The 15278-nt window shown below is 69.4% G+C and carries 17 protein-coding genes; 11 read left to right on the top strand and 6 right to left on the bottom strand.

Features of this window, described 5'->3' with window-relative positions:
• Positions 1-74: 74 nt before the first annotated feature.
• Positions 75-683, bottom strand: coding sequence for a TIGR03086 family metal-binding protein (locus ACFXI3_RS08840; protein WP_378399059.1), 609 nt, complete (start codon positions 681-683; stop codon positions 75-77).
• A gap of 55 nt (positions 684-738) precedes the next feature.
• Positions 739-1620: an alpha/beta fold hydrolase gene (locus ACFXI3_RS08835; RefSeq protein WP_378399057.1), complete on the bottom strand. Its 882-nt coding sequence runs from the start codon at positions 1618-1620 to the stop codon at positions 739-741.
• Positions 1621-1701: 81 nt separating this feature from the next.
• Here ACFXI3_RS08835 and ACFXI3_RS08830 point away from each other — a divergent pair, with 81 nt between their 5' ends.
• A complete protein-coding gene (locus tag ACFXI3_RS08830; protein ID WP_378399055.1) occupies positions 1702-2277 on the top strand; it encodes a TetR/AcrR family transcriptional regulator in 576 nt (191 codons plus the stop codon).
• 14 nt (positions 2278-2291) lie between these two features.
• On the opposite strand, the gene ACFXI3_RS08825 is transcribed toward ACFXI3_RS08830, so the two are convergent.
• Positions 2292-2603 (bottom strand): ArsR/SmtB family transcription factor, encoded by a 312-nt coding sequence (locus tag ACFXI3_RS08825; protein WP_378399053.1) that lies wholly within the window; start codon positions 2601-2603, stop codon positions 2292-2294.
• A 121-nt stretch (positions 2604-2724) separates the two neighbouring features.
• Between ACFXI3_RS08825 and ACFXI3_RS08820 the strand changes: the two genes are divergently transcribed.
• Positions 2725-3867: an FAD-dependent monooxygenase gene (locus ACFXI3_RS08820; protein ID WP_378399051.1), complete on the top strand. Its 1143-nt coding sequence runs from the start codon at positions 2725-2727 to the stop codon at positions 3865-3867.
• An 8-nt stretch (positions 3868-3875) separates the two neighbouring features.
• Here ACFXI3_RS08820 and ACFXI3_RS08815 read toward each other — a convergent pair whose 3' ends face one another.
• On the bottom strand, positions 3876-6047 hold the full coding sequence (locus ACFXI3_RS08815) for a molybdopterin-dependent oxidoreductase (RefSeq protein ID WP_378399049.1): 2172 nt from the start codon (positions 6045-6047) through the stop codon (positions 3876-3878).
• Between the two features lie 81 nt (positions 6048-6128).
• Between ACFXI3_RS08815 and ACFXI3_RS08810 the strand changes: the two genes are divergently transcribed.
• Together ACFXI3_RS08810 and ACFXI3_RS08805 are read left to right on the top strand one after the other, a co-directional pair.
• Positions 6129-7664, top strand: a complete 1536-nt coding sequence (locus ACFXI3_RS08810; protein WP_378399047.1) for an HD domain-containing phosphohydrolase — start codon at positions 6129-6131, stop codon at positions 7662-7664.
• A gap of 54 nt (positions 7665-7718) precedes the next feature.
• Positions 7719-8123 (top strand): nuclear transport factor 2 family protein, encoded by a 405-nt coding sequence (locus ACFXI3_RS08805; RefSeq protein ID WP_344286044.1) that lies wholly within the window; start codon positions 7719-7721, stop codon positions 8121-8123.
• A 158-nt stretch (positions 8124-8281) separates the two neighbouring features.
• Here the strand turns inward: ACFXI3_RS08805 and ACFXI3_RS08800 are convergent, their stop codons facing one another.
• Both ACFXI3_RS08800 and ACFXI3_RS08795 read right to left on the bottom strand, forming a co-directional pair.
• Positions 8282-8896, bottom strand: a complete 615-nt coding sequence (locus ACFXI3_RS08800; RefSeq protein WP_378399045.1) for a glyoxalase — start codon at positions 8894-8896, stop codon at positions 8282-8284.
• A 53-nt stretch (positions 8897-8949) separates the two neighbouring features.
• Positions 8950-9357 (bottom strand): MmcQ/YjbR family DNA-binding protein, encoded by a 408-nt coding sequence (locus ACFXI3_RS08795; RefSeq protein WP_378399043.1) that lies wholly within the window; start codon positions 9355-9357, stop codon positions 8950-8952.
• A gap of 49 nt (positions 9358-9406) precedes the next feature.
• Here ACFXI3_RS08795 and ACFXI3_RS08790 point away from each other — a divergent pair, with 49 nt between their 5' ends.
• From ACFXI3_RS08790 to ACFXI3_RS08760, 7 genes are all read left to right on the top strand, one after another.
• Positions 9407-10945, top strand: a complete 1539-nt coding sequence (locus ACFXI3_RS08790; RefSeq protein WP_378399041.1) for a PucR family transcriptional regulator — start codon at positions 9407-9409, stop codon at positions 10943-10945.
• 117 nt (positions 10946-11062) lie between these two features.
• A complete protein-coding gene (locus ACFXI3_RS08785) occupies positions 11063-12325 on the top strand; it encodes an NAD(P)/FAD-dependent oxidoreductase (RefSeq protein WP_378399039.1) in 1263 nt (420 codons plus the stop codon).
• A gap of 7 nt (positions 12326-12332) precedes the next feature.
• Positions 12333-12509, top strand: coding sequence for a hypothetical protein (locus ACFXI3_RS08780; RefSeq protein WP_344286049.1), 177 nt, complete (start codon positions 12333-12335; stop codon positions 12507-12509).
• A gap of 87 nt (positions 12510-12596) precedes the next feature.
• Positions 12597-13055 carry a GreA/GreB family elongation factor gene (locus ACFXI3_RS08775; RefSeq protein ID WP_378399037.1) on the top strand — a complete coding sequence of 153 codons (459 nt, stop codon included), beginning with the start codon at positions 12597-12599 and terminating at the stop codon, positions 13053-13055.
• 27 nt (positions 13056-13082) lie between these two features.
• Positions 13083-13313 (top strand): hypothetical protein, encoded by a 231-nt coding sequence (locus ACFXI3_RS08770; RefSeq protein WP_116200055.1) that lies wholly within the window; start codon positions 13083-13085, stop codon positions 13311-13313.
• Positions 13314-13462: 149 nt separating this feature from the next.
• Positions 13463-13834 carry a hypothetical protein gene (locus tag ACFXI3_RS08765; protein WP_378399035.1) on the top strand — a complete coding sequence of 124 codons (372 nt, stop codon included), beginning with the start codon at positions 13463-13465 and terminating at the stop codon, positions 13832-13834.
• 94 nt (positions 13835-13928) lie between these two features.
• A complete protein-coding gene (locus ACFXI3_RS08760; protein ID WP_378399033.1) occupies positions 13929-14885 on the top strand; it encodes an NBR1-Ig-like domain-containing protein in 957 nt (318 codons plus the stop codon).
• Positions 14886-15278 lie beyond the last annotated feature (393 nt).

Genomic DNA, 15278 nt, shown 5'->3' with positions numbered 1-15278 from the left:
ATTTACGGTTCGGTAAGCACCACGAGAGCGGCCTTGCCCCGCTGAAGCGTGGGAGAAGCTTCTTGCTCCCCGGCTCACCGCTCGCTGAGTTGCCGCGGGTTGCGGCCCATCAGGTGCAGCAACCGGTCCTGCCGCGACGCTGATTCGCCGAGTGTCCCCGCAGCGGCGAAGAACCGGTGCGTCGTGTCGGCGGCGACGGGGGATTCCGCCAGCCCGGCGTAGATCGTCTCGAGGTTGTCGCTGATCCACGTGACCAACTCAGGATCGAGGCGGTCGTCGACGTCCAGGGCTCGGGCGAGATCCCACGCGTGGATGGCGGAATCCGTGGCGCGCACGGCCAGCGCTTGACGCCCGGACACCTGGCCCAGCGGATAGTCGAGCACCTGGTCGAGCGCGCCAGGGCGGCTGAAGGCGTCGGCGACTAGCCGCACCGACGCGGCGTACGCACCGAGTGGGTCGTTGCCCAAGGCGTCGGCGTCGCGCAGGCGCAGGAAATTCTCGCGGGTGCCGCCGGCGAGCAGGTCGACGTAGTTGAGATTTCCTCGGACCATGTGGTTGACGAGTTGACGGACGTTCCATTCCGCGCAGGGCGTCGGAGCGGTCCACTGTTCGGGGCGGACGGACCGCAGGCGCTGGTCGAATTCGGTGCTGGCAGCCAGAAATCGGCCGAGGACATTAGTCATGCCTGCCAGTCTTTCGCCACGAGGACGCGTCAGCTGGCGAAAATCCGACGTCGCGCTAGCGCTCGATGAACGCGGTCAGCGCCGCCACGACCGCGGCGGGTTGTTCGTCCGGAATGAAGTGTCCGGAATTCGGGATGACGACGCCGGTCGCGTTGTCCGCCCAGGGGCTGAGGGAAGCGGCCATGTCGGGGATCGAGCCGTGGGAGCTGGAGATTCCCAGGACCGGGACGGTCAGGTGCCGTCGTTCGAGAGCGACGTGATTCTTGCGCGCTGATTCCGCGGCATCGCGGTAGTAGGCGAGCGACGCCCGGAGCCCGCCCTCGGCGGCGAGAGCGGCGGCGTAGTGGTCGATTTCGGTGCTGTCGAAGGGGCTCAGCGCTTTGGCCTTCAAGAACCAGTCCACGTATTCGCGCTCGCGACCGGTGAGGAGGGTTTCGGGGAGATCGGGCACCAGGTGGAACGCGAAGTGCCAGGTTTTCCAAGCGCGGTCGGGGTCGGTGGGGATGGAGTCCGGGAGGGTGATTCCGGGGATGCCGGCGTCCAGCAGCGCGAGGCCGTGCAAGCGGTCTTCGTGCTTCAACGCCAGCGAGAAAGCGACCCAGGCGCCGATGTCGTGGGCGGCTAGCCAGTATTTCGGCACGTCGAGCGCAGTCAGCGCGGCTTGGATCCGCGAGGCGACGGTGTGCGTGTCGTAGCTGTCGTGGGGGCGGTCGGAGTGGCCTTGCCCGGGCAGATCGATCGCGATGACGCGGAAGCGTTCGGCGAGGCCCGGCATCGCTTTGCGCCAAGCCCACCAGGTCTGCGGGAATCCGGCGAGGAGGACGACGGCGGGGCCAGTCTGGGGACCGCCTTCCACGGCGTGGAGGCCGTCGACCCAGCGGTGTGTGAAGCCCGGCAGGTCATACAGCGGCAATTCGGGGATCGCGGCGGCAGTCATGGCTCAAGCGTAGCTCATCTTGAACCGAACAGTTCAAGATGAGCTACGCTGGGCGCGACGGCGCGAGAACGGGGTGCGTGGATGGCCGGGAAGAAGCAGTTCGACGTGGACGTCGCGCTCGACGCGGCGATGGTCCAGTTCTGGCGGGCCGGGTACACGGACACTTCTCTCGACGACCTCTCCAAGGCGACCGGGTTGAACCGCAGTTCCATCTACTCCTCATTGGGGGACAAGGATTCGCTCTATCTGCGCTGCTTGGATCGCTACGCCGCGCGTTACGGAGACCGGTACGACCACGCCTTGTCGAACGCGGTCGAGGATCCGCTGCGAGCGGTTCGGGAGTTCTTTGACGTCACCCTGCAACGCATTGCCGACCCCGAGGTGCCGGACGGATGCCTGGTCGCCCAGACCGCGATGGCGATACCGGTGTTGAGCCCGGATATCGCTGCGCGCGCGACCAAAGCTCTGGGCTTTCAGCAGGCGCGGCTGCGAAAAGCCTTGCGCGCCGCGAAGCTGGCCGACGCCGACGACTTCGCCGTTCACTTCGCGGCGGTCAACCAGTCGTTGGCTGTGATGAGCCGGGCGGGAGCGAGTCCGAAGCAGCTTCGCACGATAGTCGACATCAGTTTGGGCGCGCTTTCGCGGGCGCGGAATTAGGGTCCGCACGGGAGTCACGTGCCGCGGCGCTCGGCGGTCAGCAAGTCGAGCAGGCCGGGGAGCCGCCGGTTGATTTCCGTCCGGCGCAACCGGATTCCCTTGCGGTTTCCGTAATTGATCTCGTGGATCAGCCCGGCCTCGCGCAAAACCCGGAAGTGGTGCGTCTGCGTCTGCTTGGACACCGGGAGATCGAACGAGTTGCAGGTGCGCTCGCTGTCGCTCCCGTCCGCCGCCAGTTCCGCGATCACGGTGCGGCGGTGCTCGTCGGCGAGCGCGCGGAACACCGTGCCCAGATCGGCGGCATCGTCTTCGGGCAGAACTGACATCGCCTCACCTCTTTCAGGTACGTCTTGCATCGTACCTTACGGCCATGCTTGACTGAAGGTACGACGAGATTCGTACCTGAAACTGCGCTCGTCGCTTCCCTCCAACGAAAAGGTTGCGGCTATGACGCCTTCGCGTGTCCTGATCCACGGCGCTGGTATCGCCGGTCCCGCCCTCGCCTATTGGCTGGCCCGGCACGGGCATCGGCCGACGGTCGTCGAGCAGGCCAAAGAACTGCGATCCGGCGGCAGCGCCGTCGTCGTCAAGGAACCGGCGCTCACGGTCGCCAAGAGCATGGGCATCCTCCCGCAGTTGCGCGACATCGCCACGCGCGCGAGCGTCCTCTCGCTCCTCGATCCGGACGGGCGACAGCTCCTCCGGGTCCCGACGACGTCCCCGCAGTCGGTCGAAGTGACCCGCTCCGATCTGTCCGCGGTGCTCCACCGGGCAGCGCGCGACGACGCTGAGTTCCTCTTCGACGAGACGGTCACCAGCCTCCGGCAGGACCCATCAGGAGTCGAGGCCACCTTCCGCCGGTCGCCGCCCCGTCGATTCGACCTGGTCATCGGCGCGGACGGCGTCCACTCCCCGGTGCGCCGCATGGTCTTCGGGCCGGCGGAGCAGTTCACGACCGGCATGGGCATGTACAGCGCGACGGTGCCGCTGGAGCCCGATGCGCTCGATGACCCGGAGGCGGCGGTGATGCTGACCGCGCCCGGCCGGATGCTCACCATCCACCCGTCCCGGGGGAAGCCGCTCGCGATGTTCACCTTCCGCGGCGGGCGGGTGCCCGGCTACGACCGTCACGACACCGCGCTCCACAAGCGCCTGGTTGCCGAGGCGTACGCGGGAATCGGCTGGCGAGGCCCGGAACTGGTCGAGGCATACGTGAACCACCCCGCGCCCTTCTTCGACCCGCTCGCCAACGTGCGGATGGACAAGTGGTCGCACGGCCGCGTGGCATTGCTCGGCGACGCGGCCTCCGCAGTCGCCCTGCTCGGCGACGGGTCGAGCATGGCGATGGCCGGCGCGCACACGCTGGCCGAAGCGCTCGCGGCGCATCCCGGTGATCATGCGCGAGCCTTTCAGGCCTACGAGGCGAAGCACCGGCGGCACGTGGAGCCGAGGCACCGGCGCGTCGGCCTCGTCGCCACGCTGCTCGTTCCGCGAACTCGGTACGGACTGGCGCTGCGCAATACCGTCGGCCGGGCTGTCGGCCTCGCCACCCGGAATCCCTTGCCCGCCGAGCAGAACGGCCGGGTGTGAGCGAGTCGCTAGCCGTCTTTGGCGATCTCGCACAGGGAAGCGCGCAACGGCGAGCTGCCGCTGATCGGGTCGCTCGGGCCTTGGCTCAGCACGAGATTGAGGTTCGCGCTGCCGTCGCCGAAGGGCGGATAGCCGGGCTGGCCGAGCGCGTCGGCGGGCTGCCACCAGCCGTGTTGTCCGCACACGACGTTCGGGCGCAGGTTGACATTGAACTTCGCCTTCGCGCGGATGCTTCCCAACGGCGTCTCCAGCCGCACCCAGTCCCCGGCGTCGATCCCGCGGGCCGCGGCGGTTTCGGGGTGCAGTTCGACCGCGGGTTCGGGGGCGGATTTGCGCAGGCTGGCGATTTCCCGATGCTGGGTTTCGCAGAAGAACAGCGATTTCGCGCAGGTGAGGATCAGCGGGTACCGCGTCGCCAGGTCTGGTCGGGACAGCGGGCTGATCGACGGTTCGGTGAAGGTCGGCAGCGGCGGATATCCGTGTTCCAGCAACGGTTCCGAGTACAGTTCGACCAGACCGGACGGTGTCCGGAAGCCGCCTCGTTCGTACTTGCGGTAGATCGTGTTCAGCGGCAGCCGGATGCCTTCCGGTGCCGCGCGCAACTGGTCGAGCGTGAGGCCGCTGGGCGCGAGCTGATGGTGCCAGGCCGCTTCGATGTCGCCGTTGAAGAACTGCGGGCCGAGCCCGAGGGCGATGGCCAGGTCGAAGATGATCCGCAAGTCTGACCGGGCTTCGCCGCGCGCCGCGACCAACGGCTGTCGCAATTGGACAGTCGACTGCGCGGCCTGGCTTGTCTCGAAACCGATCCGCAGCGCTTCGGCTTCCCACGCGCTCGTCGCGGGCAGTGCGAGGTCCGCCTGCTCTGCCGTCGGGTTCAGGAACAAATCCGTGTGGACAAAGAAGTCCAGCGCGCGGAGCGCGTCCCGGCCCCGGGCGCTGTCGCCGTGCGCCATGACCAGGTTGCTGCCGAAGTTGACCAGCGCTCGGGCACGGTAGGGCACGCCGTCCAGGGCGGCGCGGTAGAAATCCTCGCCGGTGACGAATTCGAACTTCGCCGGGCCCAGCGGACGCTCCTGTACACCGATGGTCTTGGCGCGCTGCTCGGGCGACAGCAGTTCCCGGCCGTCGATCGGGTTGGCCGGCACGGGGGTGAACAGCACGTTCCCGCCGGGTGCGTCGATGCAGCCGGTGAGCGCGTAGAGCTGGCCGATGGCGCGTACGGTCTGGGTCGCGTTGCTGTGCTGCTCCAGACCGCTCCAGGTGTAGAACGCGACCGGGCGTTGTTCCCAGAGCAGCCGGGCCGTGGCGACGATCTGGCTGGCGGGCACGCCGGTGATCTCCTCAGCGGCCTCGGGCGGGTACTTCGCGCATTCCTCGCCGATCAGGTCCCAGACCCGGCGGGACGAGCCAACCGGCTTCGAAGCATTGGTCCACCGCTCGACGAATTCCTTGTCGTACCAATCGTTCTCGATCATCACGTGCGTGAGCGACAACGCCAGCGCGGCGTCCGTGCCGGGGCGCACCCGCAGCCATTGGTCGGCCTTGCTGGCCAGCCCGGCGCGCCGCGGATCGACCACGACGAGCTTGGCCCCGCGACGCAGCGCGGCGGTGGTCGCGGTGGCGTGCGCGAGCCGGGAGACGGACGGGTTGTAGCCCCAGTAGAGGACGCACTGCGTGTTCTCGAGATCGGGCAGGTAGGCGCCGGGGACCGGCTCGCCCCAGGTGTAGAGCGTGCCGAGGTGGCGGCCCCAGCCGCAGAGCTCCATGTAGACGGCGAAGTTGGGACTGCCGAAGGCGCGCCGGAGCCGGGTCAGCCACTCGATGGAGTCCGACATCGCCGACGTCGAGGGCGAGGCGGTGCCGAACACCACCGCTTCCGGGCCCGATTCCTCGGCGATCGCCGTCAGCCGGGACGCGATCGTCGCCAGCGCCTCGTCCCAGCCGACGCGCTCCCAGCCCGGGTCGGCCGCGCCCTTCGGAGCGGTCCGGCGGAGGGGATGCAGCAGCCGGTCCGGATGCGCGACGATCTCCGGCGCGGCCTTGCCTTTGACACAGATCGCGGCGCCGGTCGGATGGCCGGGCAGCGGGCGGAGCGCGAGCAGCCGCCCGTCCTCGACCGTCGCGGTCGCTCCGCACTTCGACACGCACAGCGGGCAGAACGTCGGGACTTCGGTCGCCATCGCGCACCTCCGGGCTCTGCCTGGGAGTCGGGGCTGCCTTGTCCGGCGTAACAACCGGCCTTTCACCGGCGACCTTTCGAGGTGAACAGAGCCGCGCCGGTGCGGTTGTCCGAATTGGTCGCCACCCTGTCGCTGGTGGCCGATCTCGGCATGGGCCGCCCGATGGAGCGCGTGCTGCGGCAGACCGTCATCGCCCTGCGCCTGGCCGACGCGGCAGGCGCCGACGACAGCGTGCGCGCGGCGGCTTACTACACGTCGCTGCTGACCTGGGTGGGTTGCGCCGCCGACACCAGCGAGCTGGCCGCGTTGTTCGGGGACGAGACCGAGCTGTACGCCGACAGTCACGACGGCGACCTCGCCGGTGTCGCGATGGCGATGTTCGTCCTGCGCCATCTCGGTCGCGGCGCTCCGCGACTCCGCCGTGCCGCGCTCGTCGGCCGGTTCCTCGCCACTGCGGGCCGGTCGGTGCAGCAGGTCATGCAGGCGCATTGCCAAAGCGCGAGCGAGCTGGCCGGACGGCTCGACCTCGGCGAGGACGTCTGCCGTCCGCTGCTGCAGTCCTTTGAACGCTGGGACGGCCGCGGCGTCCCCGGCGACGCCGGCGGTGCGGACCTCGACCCGGCGATCCGGCTGGTCCAGCTCGCCGACAACGTCGAGGCCTTCCACGACACCGCGGGCGTCGACGGCGCGGTCACCGTCGCCCGGGAACGCCGGGGCACGCAGTTCGACCCGGCCCTGGTCGACTGCTTCCTGAACCACCGCGGCGACATCTTGGCCGGGCTGGACCGGATCCAGGCGTGGGACGAGGTGATCGCCCTCGACCCACGGCTCGGCGTCCAGCTGTCCGACGACGAACTCGACCGTGCCCTGCAGGCGTTCGCCGACTTCGCCGACCTCAAATCCCCGCCGCGGCTAGGGCACTCTCGCGGAGTCGCCGCGCTCGCCGCCGACGGCGCGACCAAGCTCGGCCTCCCCGCGCCGGACGTCCGATTGGTCCGCCGAGCCGGCTGGGTGCACGACATCGGGATGATCGGCGTCCCGAGCGCGATCTGGAACGCGACCCGGCCGTGGTCGCTCGCGCAGGCCGAACGCGCCCGCACGCATCCGTACCTGACCGAACGGATGCTCGCCGGAATGCCCGGCCTCGCCGCGGTCGCCCGCTGCGCCGCGCAGCACCACGAACGACTCGACGGTTCCGGTTACCCGCACGGGCTTTCCGGCGACGCGCTGCCGATGACGTCGCGGATCCTCTCCGCAGCCGACGTCTACCACGCACTCGGCGAACCGCGCCCGCACCGCGCCCCGCTGGCTCCCGACGCGGCCGCGCGAACGCTCACCGCCGAAGCCCGCGCCGGACGCCTCGACCCCGACGCGGTGAGTGCGGTCCTGACCGCTGCGGGGCAACGGGTTCGCCGGACTCCGGACGGGTTGACCGCGCGGGAAACCGAGGTCCTGCTGCACCTGGCCCGGGGGCTGTCGAACCCGGAGATCGCCGCCGCGCTGACGGTGTCCCGCAAGACGGTCTCGACGCATCTGGAGCACATTTACGCGAAACTCGGCGTGACGACTCGGACGCAGGCCGCGCTGGTCGCGATGCGCCGTGGTTTGACGGGGTGAAAGATCGGGCAGTTACCCGATCCTCTGAGGTGCGTCGGGTCGTAAACCTGAGGCATGACAACACAACTCCAGGCCTCCCGCATCTCCAGAGCGGGCGCCTTCATCGAAGCATTGAGCAGACAGGACTTCGCGCGGATGTCGTCCGCAATGGACAGTGAGGTGCGGTTGACGGCCTTGCTGCCGCCGGGATTGCGCGAATTCCACGGTCCGGCCGAGATCACCGCCGCGTTCACCCACTGGTTCGGCGAGGTCTCCGATTTCGAACTCGCCGAGGGAGAGGTGGACCGGGTCGGCCCGCGGCTGCACCTGCGCTGGCGAGCGCGCGTGCGTGCGGAACGGCTGGGGGAGGGGTGGTTCGCGGTGGAACAGCAGGCGTACGTGGACGATGACGCGGACGGGCGGTTTTCGCGGATGGTGTTGCTGTGTTCGGGCTATTGCCCGGAGGACGGGGCACGCTGAGCGGGCCAGAGGTCCGTGAGGGGAACCCTGAGGGAATCAGAGTCCCTCAGGGTTCCCCTCACGGACGTCAGCACGCAGTCGTCAGCACACAGTCGCAGGGGCGCGAAGCGGGCATTTCGTCGCTGCTGACCGGCATAAGCGCTCACGAGGTCCGTCCGTCATCCGGCGAGAACCGAAGTCTCCCAAGCGAATCCGTCCGGATCCGTGATCCGCCCAGCGTTCCCGCCGATGGTCAGCAGATGCGAACCCGAACCCTCCTCCGGCACCCCGGCGTCCTTCGCCAACGCCTTCCGGCCGTAAAGGGCCAGCTTGATCGGGCTCGTCTCGAATTCCACATACTTGCGCCCGTAGCTCTTGCCCACCGCAAGCCCGTGCGAGACGTAAAACTGCTTGGTCGCCGCCACATCCGACGCGCCCAGCAGCAGCACCATCTGGTCGTATTCCCGAACCCCCGCGCTGGAATCCTTCTTCGTGGAAGTCGCGACCTTCCAGATCGCACCATCCGGTGCCTGCACAACCCCGCCGAAACCCCACAGCGACTTAGCGGCGGGCTTCAGCGAAGTGGCGCCTGCCGCAAGCGCGGCGTCCAGGTAAGCGACGGCGTTGGCGGGCTGGGAAACGGTGAGCGACAAGGTAAATCCGCGGAATCCGGTGCTCGGCGCGGCGGCCTGGCGGAAGCGGAGACGGTCGCCCAGATCGAACGCGGTGGTGTAGAAGCGCTCGGCGGCGGCGACATCGGGAACGTCCAGGGTGACAAAGTCGAATGAGGTCATGCCGTAAACGCTAAATCCGGCACCAGCCCCGACGCTTCTTGATTCCTGATCGCTTACCGAGCCGGACGCCCGGCCAGCCACGCTTCGCGCCGGCGCGGTGACGCTCGAGACAACCAAGCGTCCTCGACGACCTCGGTCAGCTCTTGCCGCGTCAGCGAGCCGAGGTGGGCGGCCCGGACTAGCACCGACAGATGGCCGTCGAAGTGCGGAGTGGTGAAAAACGGGCTGTCCGGGTCCTGGACCAGCGCCTGCTTGTCCGATTCGGACGGTACCCAGAACACGATCACGTCCGGATACCGCTGCCCGGTCTCCGGGTCGAAGGCGTCCGGCCGCGGCGTCCGGAAGAACACGAACGACTTGCCGCCGACCTGGTACACGGGGTTCTCCCGCGAGCCGCGCACCACCGTGACGTGGGGCATCCCCAGCGCCAGCTCGTGCACGTCCTCGACCCGCGCCCGCATGACCTGCACGATACGACTTCCAGCGCACCGCGTCAGGTATGAACAGGGCATGGTCACGCTGGATCGGCTCGTCAACGTCCTCGGTGGGTACGGCGCGCGGTTGTGCTGCTGTCCCGTCGCGCGCGAGGTCGCGTTGCGGGACGTGGTGATGGACGACCCCGCCGACCCGCGCGGGTTGCGCGGCGACGTTTACCTCGCGGTGGGCGTCGAATCGGTGCTCGAAGCCGTCGAACGGGCCGTTCAAGCGCGGGCGTCGGTCGTGTTGGTGCGCGGAGCGACGCCGCCGGGGCCGGACGAGGTCGCGAAAGCGGAGGACGGCCAGGTCGCGGTGCTGCTCGTGGACCCGGAGGTGTCGTGGGGACAGCTCGCGGGCGTCGTCTACGGCCTGGTGCTCGAAGGGCGCGAGACGGAATCCGGCCGCGGCCCGACCGACTTGTTCGCCCTGGCCGACAGCCTCGCCGACGCGCTCGGCAGCGCGGTCACCATCGAGGATCAGCTGTCGCGCGTGCTCGCGTACTCCAGCCGTCAGCAGGGCGCGGACCGCGTGCGGCTGGAGACGATCCTCGGGCGGCGAGTGCCGGACCAGGTGCGCGAGCTGTTCGAGCGCCGCGGCGTGTTCGCGCATCTCGCCCAGTCGGACGAGCCGTTGTTCGTCGAGGCTGATCCGGAGCACGGGCTGACCGGGCGCATGGTCGTCGCGGTCCGGGCCGGGCGCGAGACGCTCGGGTCGATCTGGGTGGAGTGCGAGGAGCCGCTGTCGGACGTCCGGCGCACTGTCCTCCACGACAGTTCCCGCACGGTCGGGCTGCATTTGCTGCGCTCGCGGGCGAGCGCCGACCTCGAACGGCAGGTCGAGTCGGACCTGGTGATCCGCCTGCTGGAAGGCACCCCGGACGCCCCGGCCGTGCTGAGCAGACTCGGTTTGCCGCCCGGCCGGTTCCGCGTGGTCGCGCTCCAGGCGCACATCGCCGACGAACGGCACGCCGCGCTGCTGCTCGCCTTCGAGCGCGCGACCACCGGATTCGGCTGGTCACGGCCGGGCCGGAGCACGCTGTTCAGCAACACCGTCTACACCGTTCTGCCCGGCGAAGACGTCGAGACCGCCCGCGCGTGGATCGACGGGATCCGCGACGCGTTGCCGACGCAGGTCACGGTCGCGGCGGGGATCGGCGCGCCCGCGTCCACCGCGGAGCTTCCGGCCAGCCGGCGGGAATCCGACGAATGCCTCGCACTGCACGACGTTCGCCCGGAACCCGGCGCGGCCGTCGCGTACGACGAGTCCTGGGACGACATCCTGGTCCTCCGCCTGCGCGCCGCCGCGGCAGCGGGACGGGCCCCGGCGCGCGGTCCGATCGCGGATCTGGCCAGGCACGACGCGGCCAACTCGACCAGTTATGTCGCGACCCTGCGCGCGTGGCTCGAGACCCAAGGCGACCTCACCGAAGCCGCCGAACGGCTCGGCGTGCACCCCAACACCATCCGCTACCGGCTGCGGAAGATGGCCGACGTGACGCCGCTGCGGCTCGACCTGCCCGCGAAACGGCTGGCGATGATCATCGAGCTCGCCGTCGCCGATCCGCAGGATTGACCGATCCGGACAATCGGTCTTGCTCCGTTTGGCCGAACTCGACAAAGACCGCCCGCCGGATCCGGGTCATCCTGGCCGCACCAGCACAACCAGCGGCACGGCGTGGCGGAGGAAGACATGGGCGATCTCGACCGGAGGGACGGCGGACCGCGTTCGGCGATCGTGGTCGGCGCGGGCATCGTCGGGCTGTCGACCGCCTGGTTCCTGCAGGAACGCGGCGTGCGGGTGACCGTCGTCGACCGCGAGGGCATCGCGGCGGGCTCGTCGTGGGGCAACGCGGGCTGGCTCTCGCCGGGGTTGTCGATCCCGCTCAACGAACCCGCCGTCCTCCGCTACGGCCTGCGCACCCTGCTCGACCGGCAGGCGCCGCTGCACGTCCCGGCCACTCCGGACCCGCGGCTGTGGCAGTTCCTCGCCCGCTTCGCGGCGAACTGCACCCACCGTTCCTGGAACCGGGCAGTGCGCGCGAACCTGCCGTTCAACGAGGAATGCCTTGAAGCGTTTGACATCCTGACCGCCAGCGGCGTGGACGCGCCGACCATCGACGCGCCGATCACTGCCCTGTTCGAGACCTCGGCGAAGGCCCAAACGCTGGTCAAGGAGCTGGACCGGCTCGGCGATGCCGGGCAGAAGGTGTCCTGGACCCAGCTCGCCGGGCCGGAACTGCGCGAGCACTTCCCGCAGGTCACCGACCGGATCGGGGCCGGCATCCGGATCGACGGCCAGCGGTATGTCGACCCCGGCCGGTTCGTCGAATCGCTCGCCCGGGCGGTGGTGAGCCGCGGCGGCACGATCCGGCACCGGTTCGAGGTCGCCGCGATCCGCAGGCACGAGTACGCCTACACCGTGCTGTCGGCGAACGGCCAGACGGTCAACGCCAACGCCGTCGTGCTCGCCACCGGCGCGTGGCTGGGCGAACTCGCGCACAAATGGGGCGTGCGCGTCCCGGTGCGCGCCGGGCGCGGGTACTCCTTCACCGTGCCGACCGACGATCCGGTGCCGAGCCCGATGTACCTGCCGGACATCCGGGTCGCGTGCACTCCGTACCAGGGCGGGCTGCGGGTGGCCGGGACGATGGAGTTCCGCAAGCCGGACGACCCGCTGTACCCGGCGCGCGTCGACGCGATCATCGCCTCGGCCCGGCCGCTGCTCAAGGGCCTGCGGTGGGACCAGCGCACCGACGTCTGGGTCGGCTCGCGCCCGGTCAGCGCCGACGGGCGGCCGGTGATCGGCCAGACCGGCGCGCCGGGGATGTACGTCGCGGGCGGGCACGGCATGTGGGGCCTCTCGCACGGCGCGGTCACCGGGAAGCTGCTCGCCGAGCAGATCGCCACCGGCAGGTGCCCGGAAGCGCTGCGGCCGTTCGACCCGCTGCGGTGACCTGGGCATGTCCGCCGAACCCGCCGGTCCGCCGCTGACCGGCGACGAGCACGCCGAGCTGATGTTCCTGCGCGCGGAGAACGCCTTGCTGCGCACCGAAAGAGACATCCTGGTGAAAGCCGCAGGCTGGTTCGCCGCCGACGCCGGCGTGCTCGACCGCCGCACCGAGCCCGAGCCCCGCTGACCGCCGCGGGACTCCTCGAAAGTCCGTGGGGGCTGGACGCCTCCTGCTAGCCCGGCCCCCACGGACGACATCCGAAAGGCACCTCTCATGTCGACGACCTCTTCGCGTCCCTGGCTGACCGCCGACGCGCACGCCCGCCTCGTCGCGGAACTCGCTGACCTGCAACGAGAACCCGAACTCGGCGAGGGCGCGGGCGAGCACGACCGGCTCGACCGCAGGCAGCACCGGCAAGCGCGGATCCGGCAGCTCCAGGACCTGCTGCAGAACGCCGTCGTAGGCGAAGACCCGCCGGACGACGGAATCGCCGAGCCCGGCATGGTCCTGACCGTCCGCTACGACGACGGCGGGGTCGAGACTTTCCTGCTCGCCGCCCGCGACGAGGGCGGCACCGACCTCGAGGTCTACTCGCCGGACTCGCCGCTCGGGCGCGCGCTGGACGGCGCCAAGCCGGGGGAGCAGCGGGAGTACGAGGTGCCGAGCGGCGCGGTCGTGCGGGTCACCCTGGTCGAGGCTTATCCCTACGGGCGCTATCAGAGCCATGGCTGAAGCCCGTTTCGTGGCTACCCTGAAAGAGTGACCGACGAAGAGCTCATCATCGAGTTCGCCCTCGCCCGGCTCGACAACCCGAGCCTCGACCTCGAGGAGGTCGCCGCGCTCCTCGTCCGCCGGGTCGGACCGGACCGGATGCTCGACCTCGCCGCGCGCAACCTCGAGACGCGCGGCGAACTGCGCGGCGCGATGTTCGAGTCGGCCGTCGAACACGTCTTACGCGTGGTCCTGACACTGCGCGGCCCGGCTGACTGAGCCGTGGACAATTCGCTGACCTGCGTGGACAACACCCCGCTTTGACCGTGGACAGCCAGCGGTTGAGGACAAAACGGGCGGCGCGCTGGGATGAGTGCACCGGGATTTCCCGGCTGTAACTCCATTCCGTTTCGTCCGAGGGGACACCCATGAAGATCGGCAAGACGCTGATGGCCGCCTCCGCGCTGGGGATCGCATTCGCCGGGATCGCCGCGCCCGCCGCGTCGGCGGACACCGCGGCTCCGGTGAGCGCGCAGAGCAAGCACACCGCGAGCATCAAGTGCACGAAGCCGTCCGGGAAGAAGGCCAACTACTCGTGGGGCGACGGCGCCACGAATGTCACCGTGTACTTCAACAACCACTGTTCGCACAAGGTGTCCGCGGGCATCGTGCTGAAGGACACGAACGGCGCGATGAGCGTCCAGTGCATGACCACCAACGGCGGCACCAAGGGCAAGAAGAAGTTCCACATCGGCCTTGACCACTCGGTCGTGCGCATCCAGAAGGGCTGCAAGCTCTGAGCCCGGTTCGCTGATCAGCCGGGCAGGCCCGGGGCTGCGCCGCCCCGGGCCTCCTGGCAACCTCCAAGGGTCGATGTCGATCATTGGAGGTGGCATGAGCGAGCCCGCGGCCGGGCAGCCCCAGGCCCGCCGAGGTCGCAAGCACCTCGTGCCCGACGCGGGCGCGGGTCCGGTCTCTCGGTTCGCCTGCGCGCTGCTGGACTTGAAGCGCGAAGCGGGCGACCCGTCCTACGACCGGATGCGCACGGAACTCGGCGCTGCGGCGTCGAAATCGGCGCTGTCGGCCGCCACGCGCGGACGCAGCGCGCCGTCCTGGCCGACGACCTGGGAGTTCGTCCGCAGCCTCGCGGTGACCGGCCTCGGCCGCGACGAGGAGACGGTGCGGCGCGAGTGGCTGGCGCGCTGGGAAGAGGCGGTCGAGGGGCAATCGGACCCGGCTTGGGCTGCTTCGGAGAGTCCGGCTGGGTCTGCGGGCGGTGCCGATTCCCGAGAGCTGGCAGCCGATGACCCTTCTCTCGTTGAGAGTCACCCTGTCGCTCCGGCCGCGGAACCGGCCAAGACCCGCCGCTGGGGTTCGATCGTCGTCGCGGCAACCGTTCTGGTCGTCCTCGGACTCGTCGCCGCGGTCGTAGTCCTGGCCACCCCGTCGTCCCGCGACAAGGAAGCCGCCGCCCCGCATTACCCGCTGCCCGGCGACTCGTCCGGCTTCGGTGGCGACGGCCTATCCGGCGACGTCACCTTCCCCGACGGCGCGAAAACCCGCTACGGCCAGACATTCACGAAAATCTGGCGGCTGAAGAACACTGGCTCAGTACCGTGGCGCAGCCGCTATCTGCAGGTCGCGGGCGGCACCACGGTGCTGTGCCCGTCCCCGCCGCGCGTGCCGGTCCCGGACGCCGAACCGGGGCAGCTGGTCGAAGTGAGCGTCCCGGTGACGCCGACCGGCACCGGCGTCTGCCACGTCTTGTGGAAGATGGTCGACGAACGGGGCGCGCTGGTGTTTCCGGACCGGACCGGGATTTTCTACCAGGTCACCGTCACTGTGGAGTAACCGGAGAACGCGCCGATAGTCCTTTTCGGACTGTCCACAATCGCGCATTGCCGCTGGTCACCGCCCTGGGCAAGAAAATCGTACCTTTTTCCCCGTTCGCTCGTTCCGGTCCCGCAGATTCCATTGTGGACATTTTCCGCCGATGCCCGCCGTGGTCGCGGGACGAATTGGCGAACCAGGAATGGCCGCCGGGAAGCGGTAGCGGTCACATGACAATGAGTATCCGAAGCGAACCCTTCGCAGGATCACCCCTCCGGGTGGGGCGAGGGGCAATCCGCCATCGGAGCCTCGGCTCCGGTAGCTCAGCGTGAGAAAAGCCCTTCGGCGAGGCCGCGTTACATCACTCTTTAGTGGTGAAATTGCGATAATTGTGGTCACTGGAACCGCCGGGCG

The sequence above is a fragment of the Amycolatopsis sp. NPDC059235 genome (genome assembly GCF_042754125.1).
Lineage (GTDB): Bacteria > Actinomycetota > Actinomycetes > Mycobacteriales > Pseudonocardiaceae > Amycolatopsis > Amycolatopsis albidoflava.
Note: the sequence above shows the minus strand (reverse complement) of the source record. Positions and strands in the feature narration are given on the sequence as shown.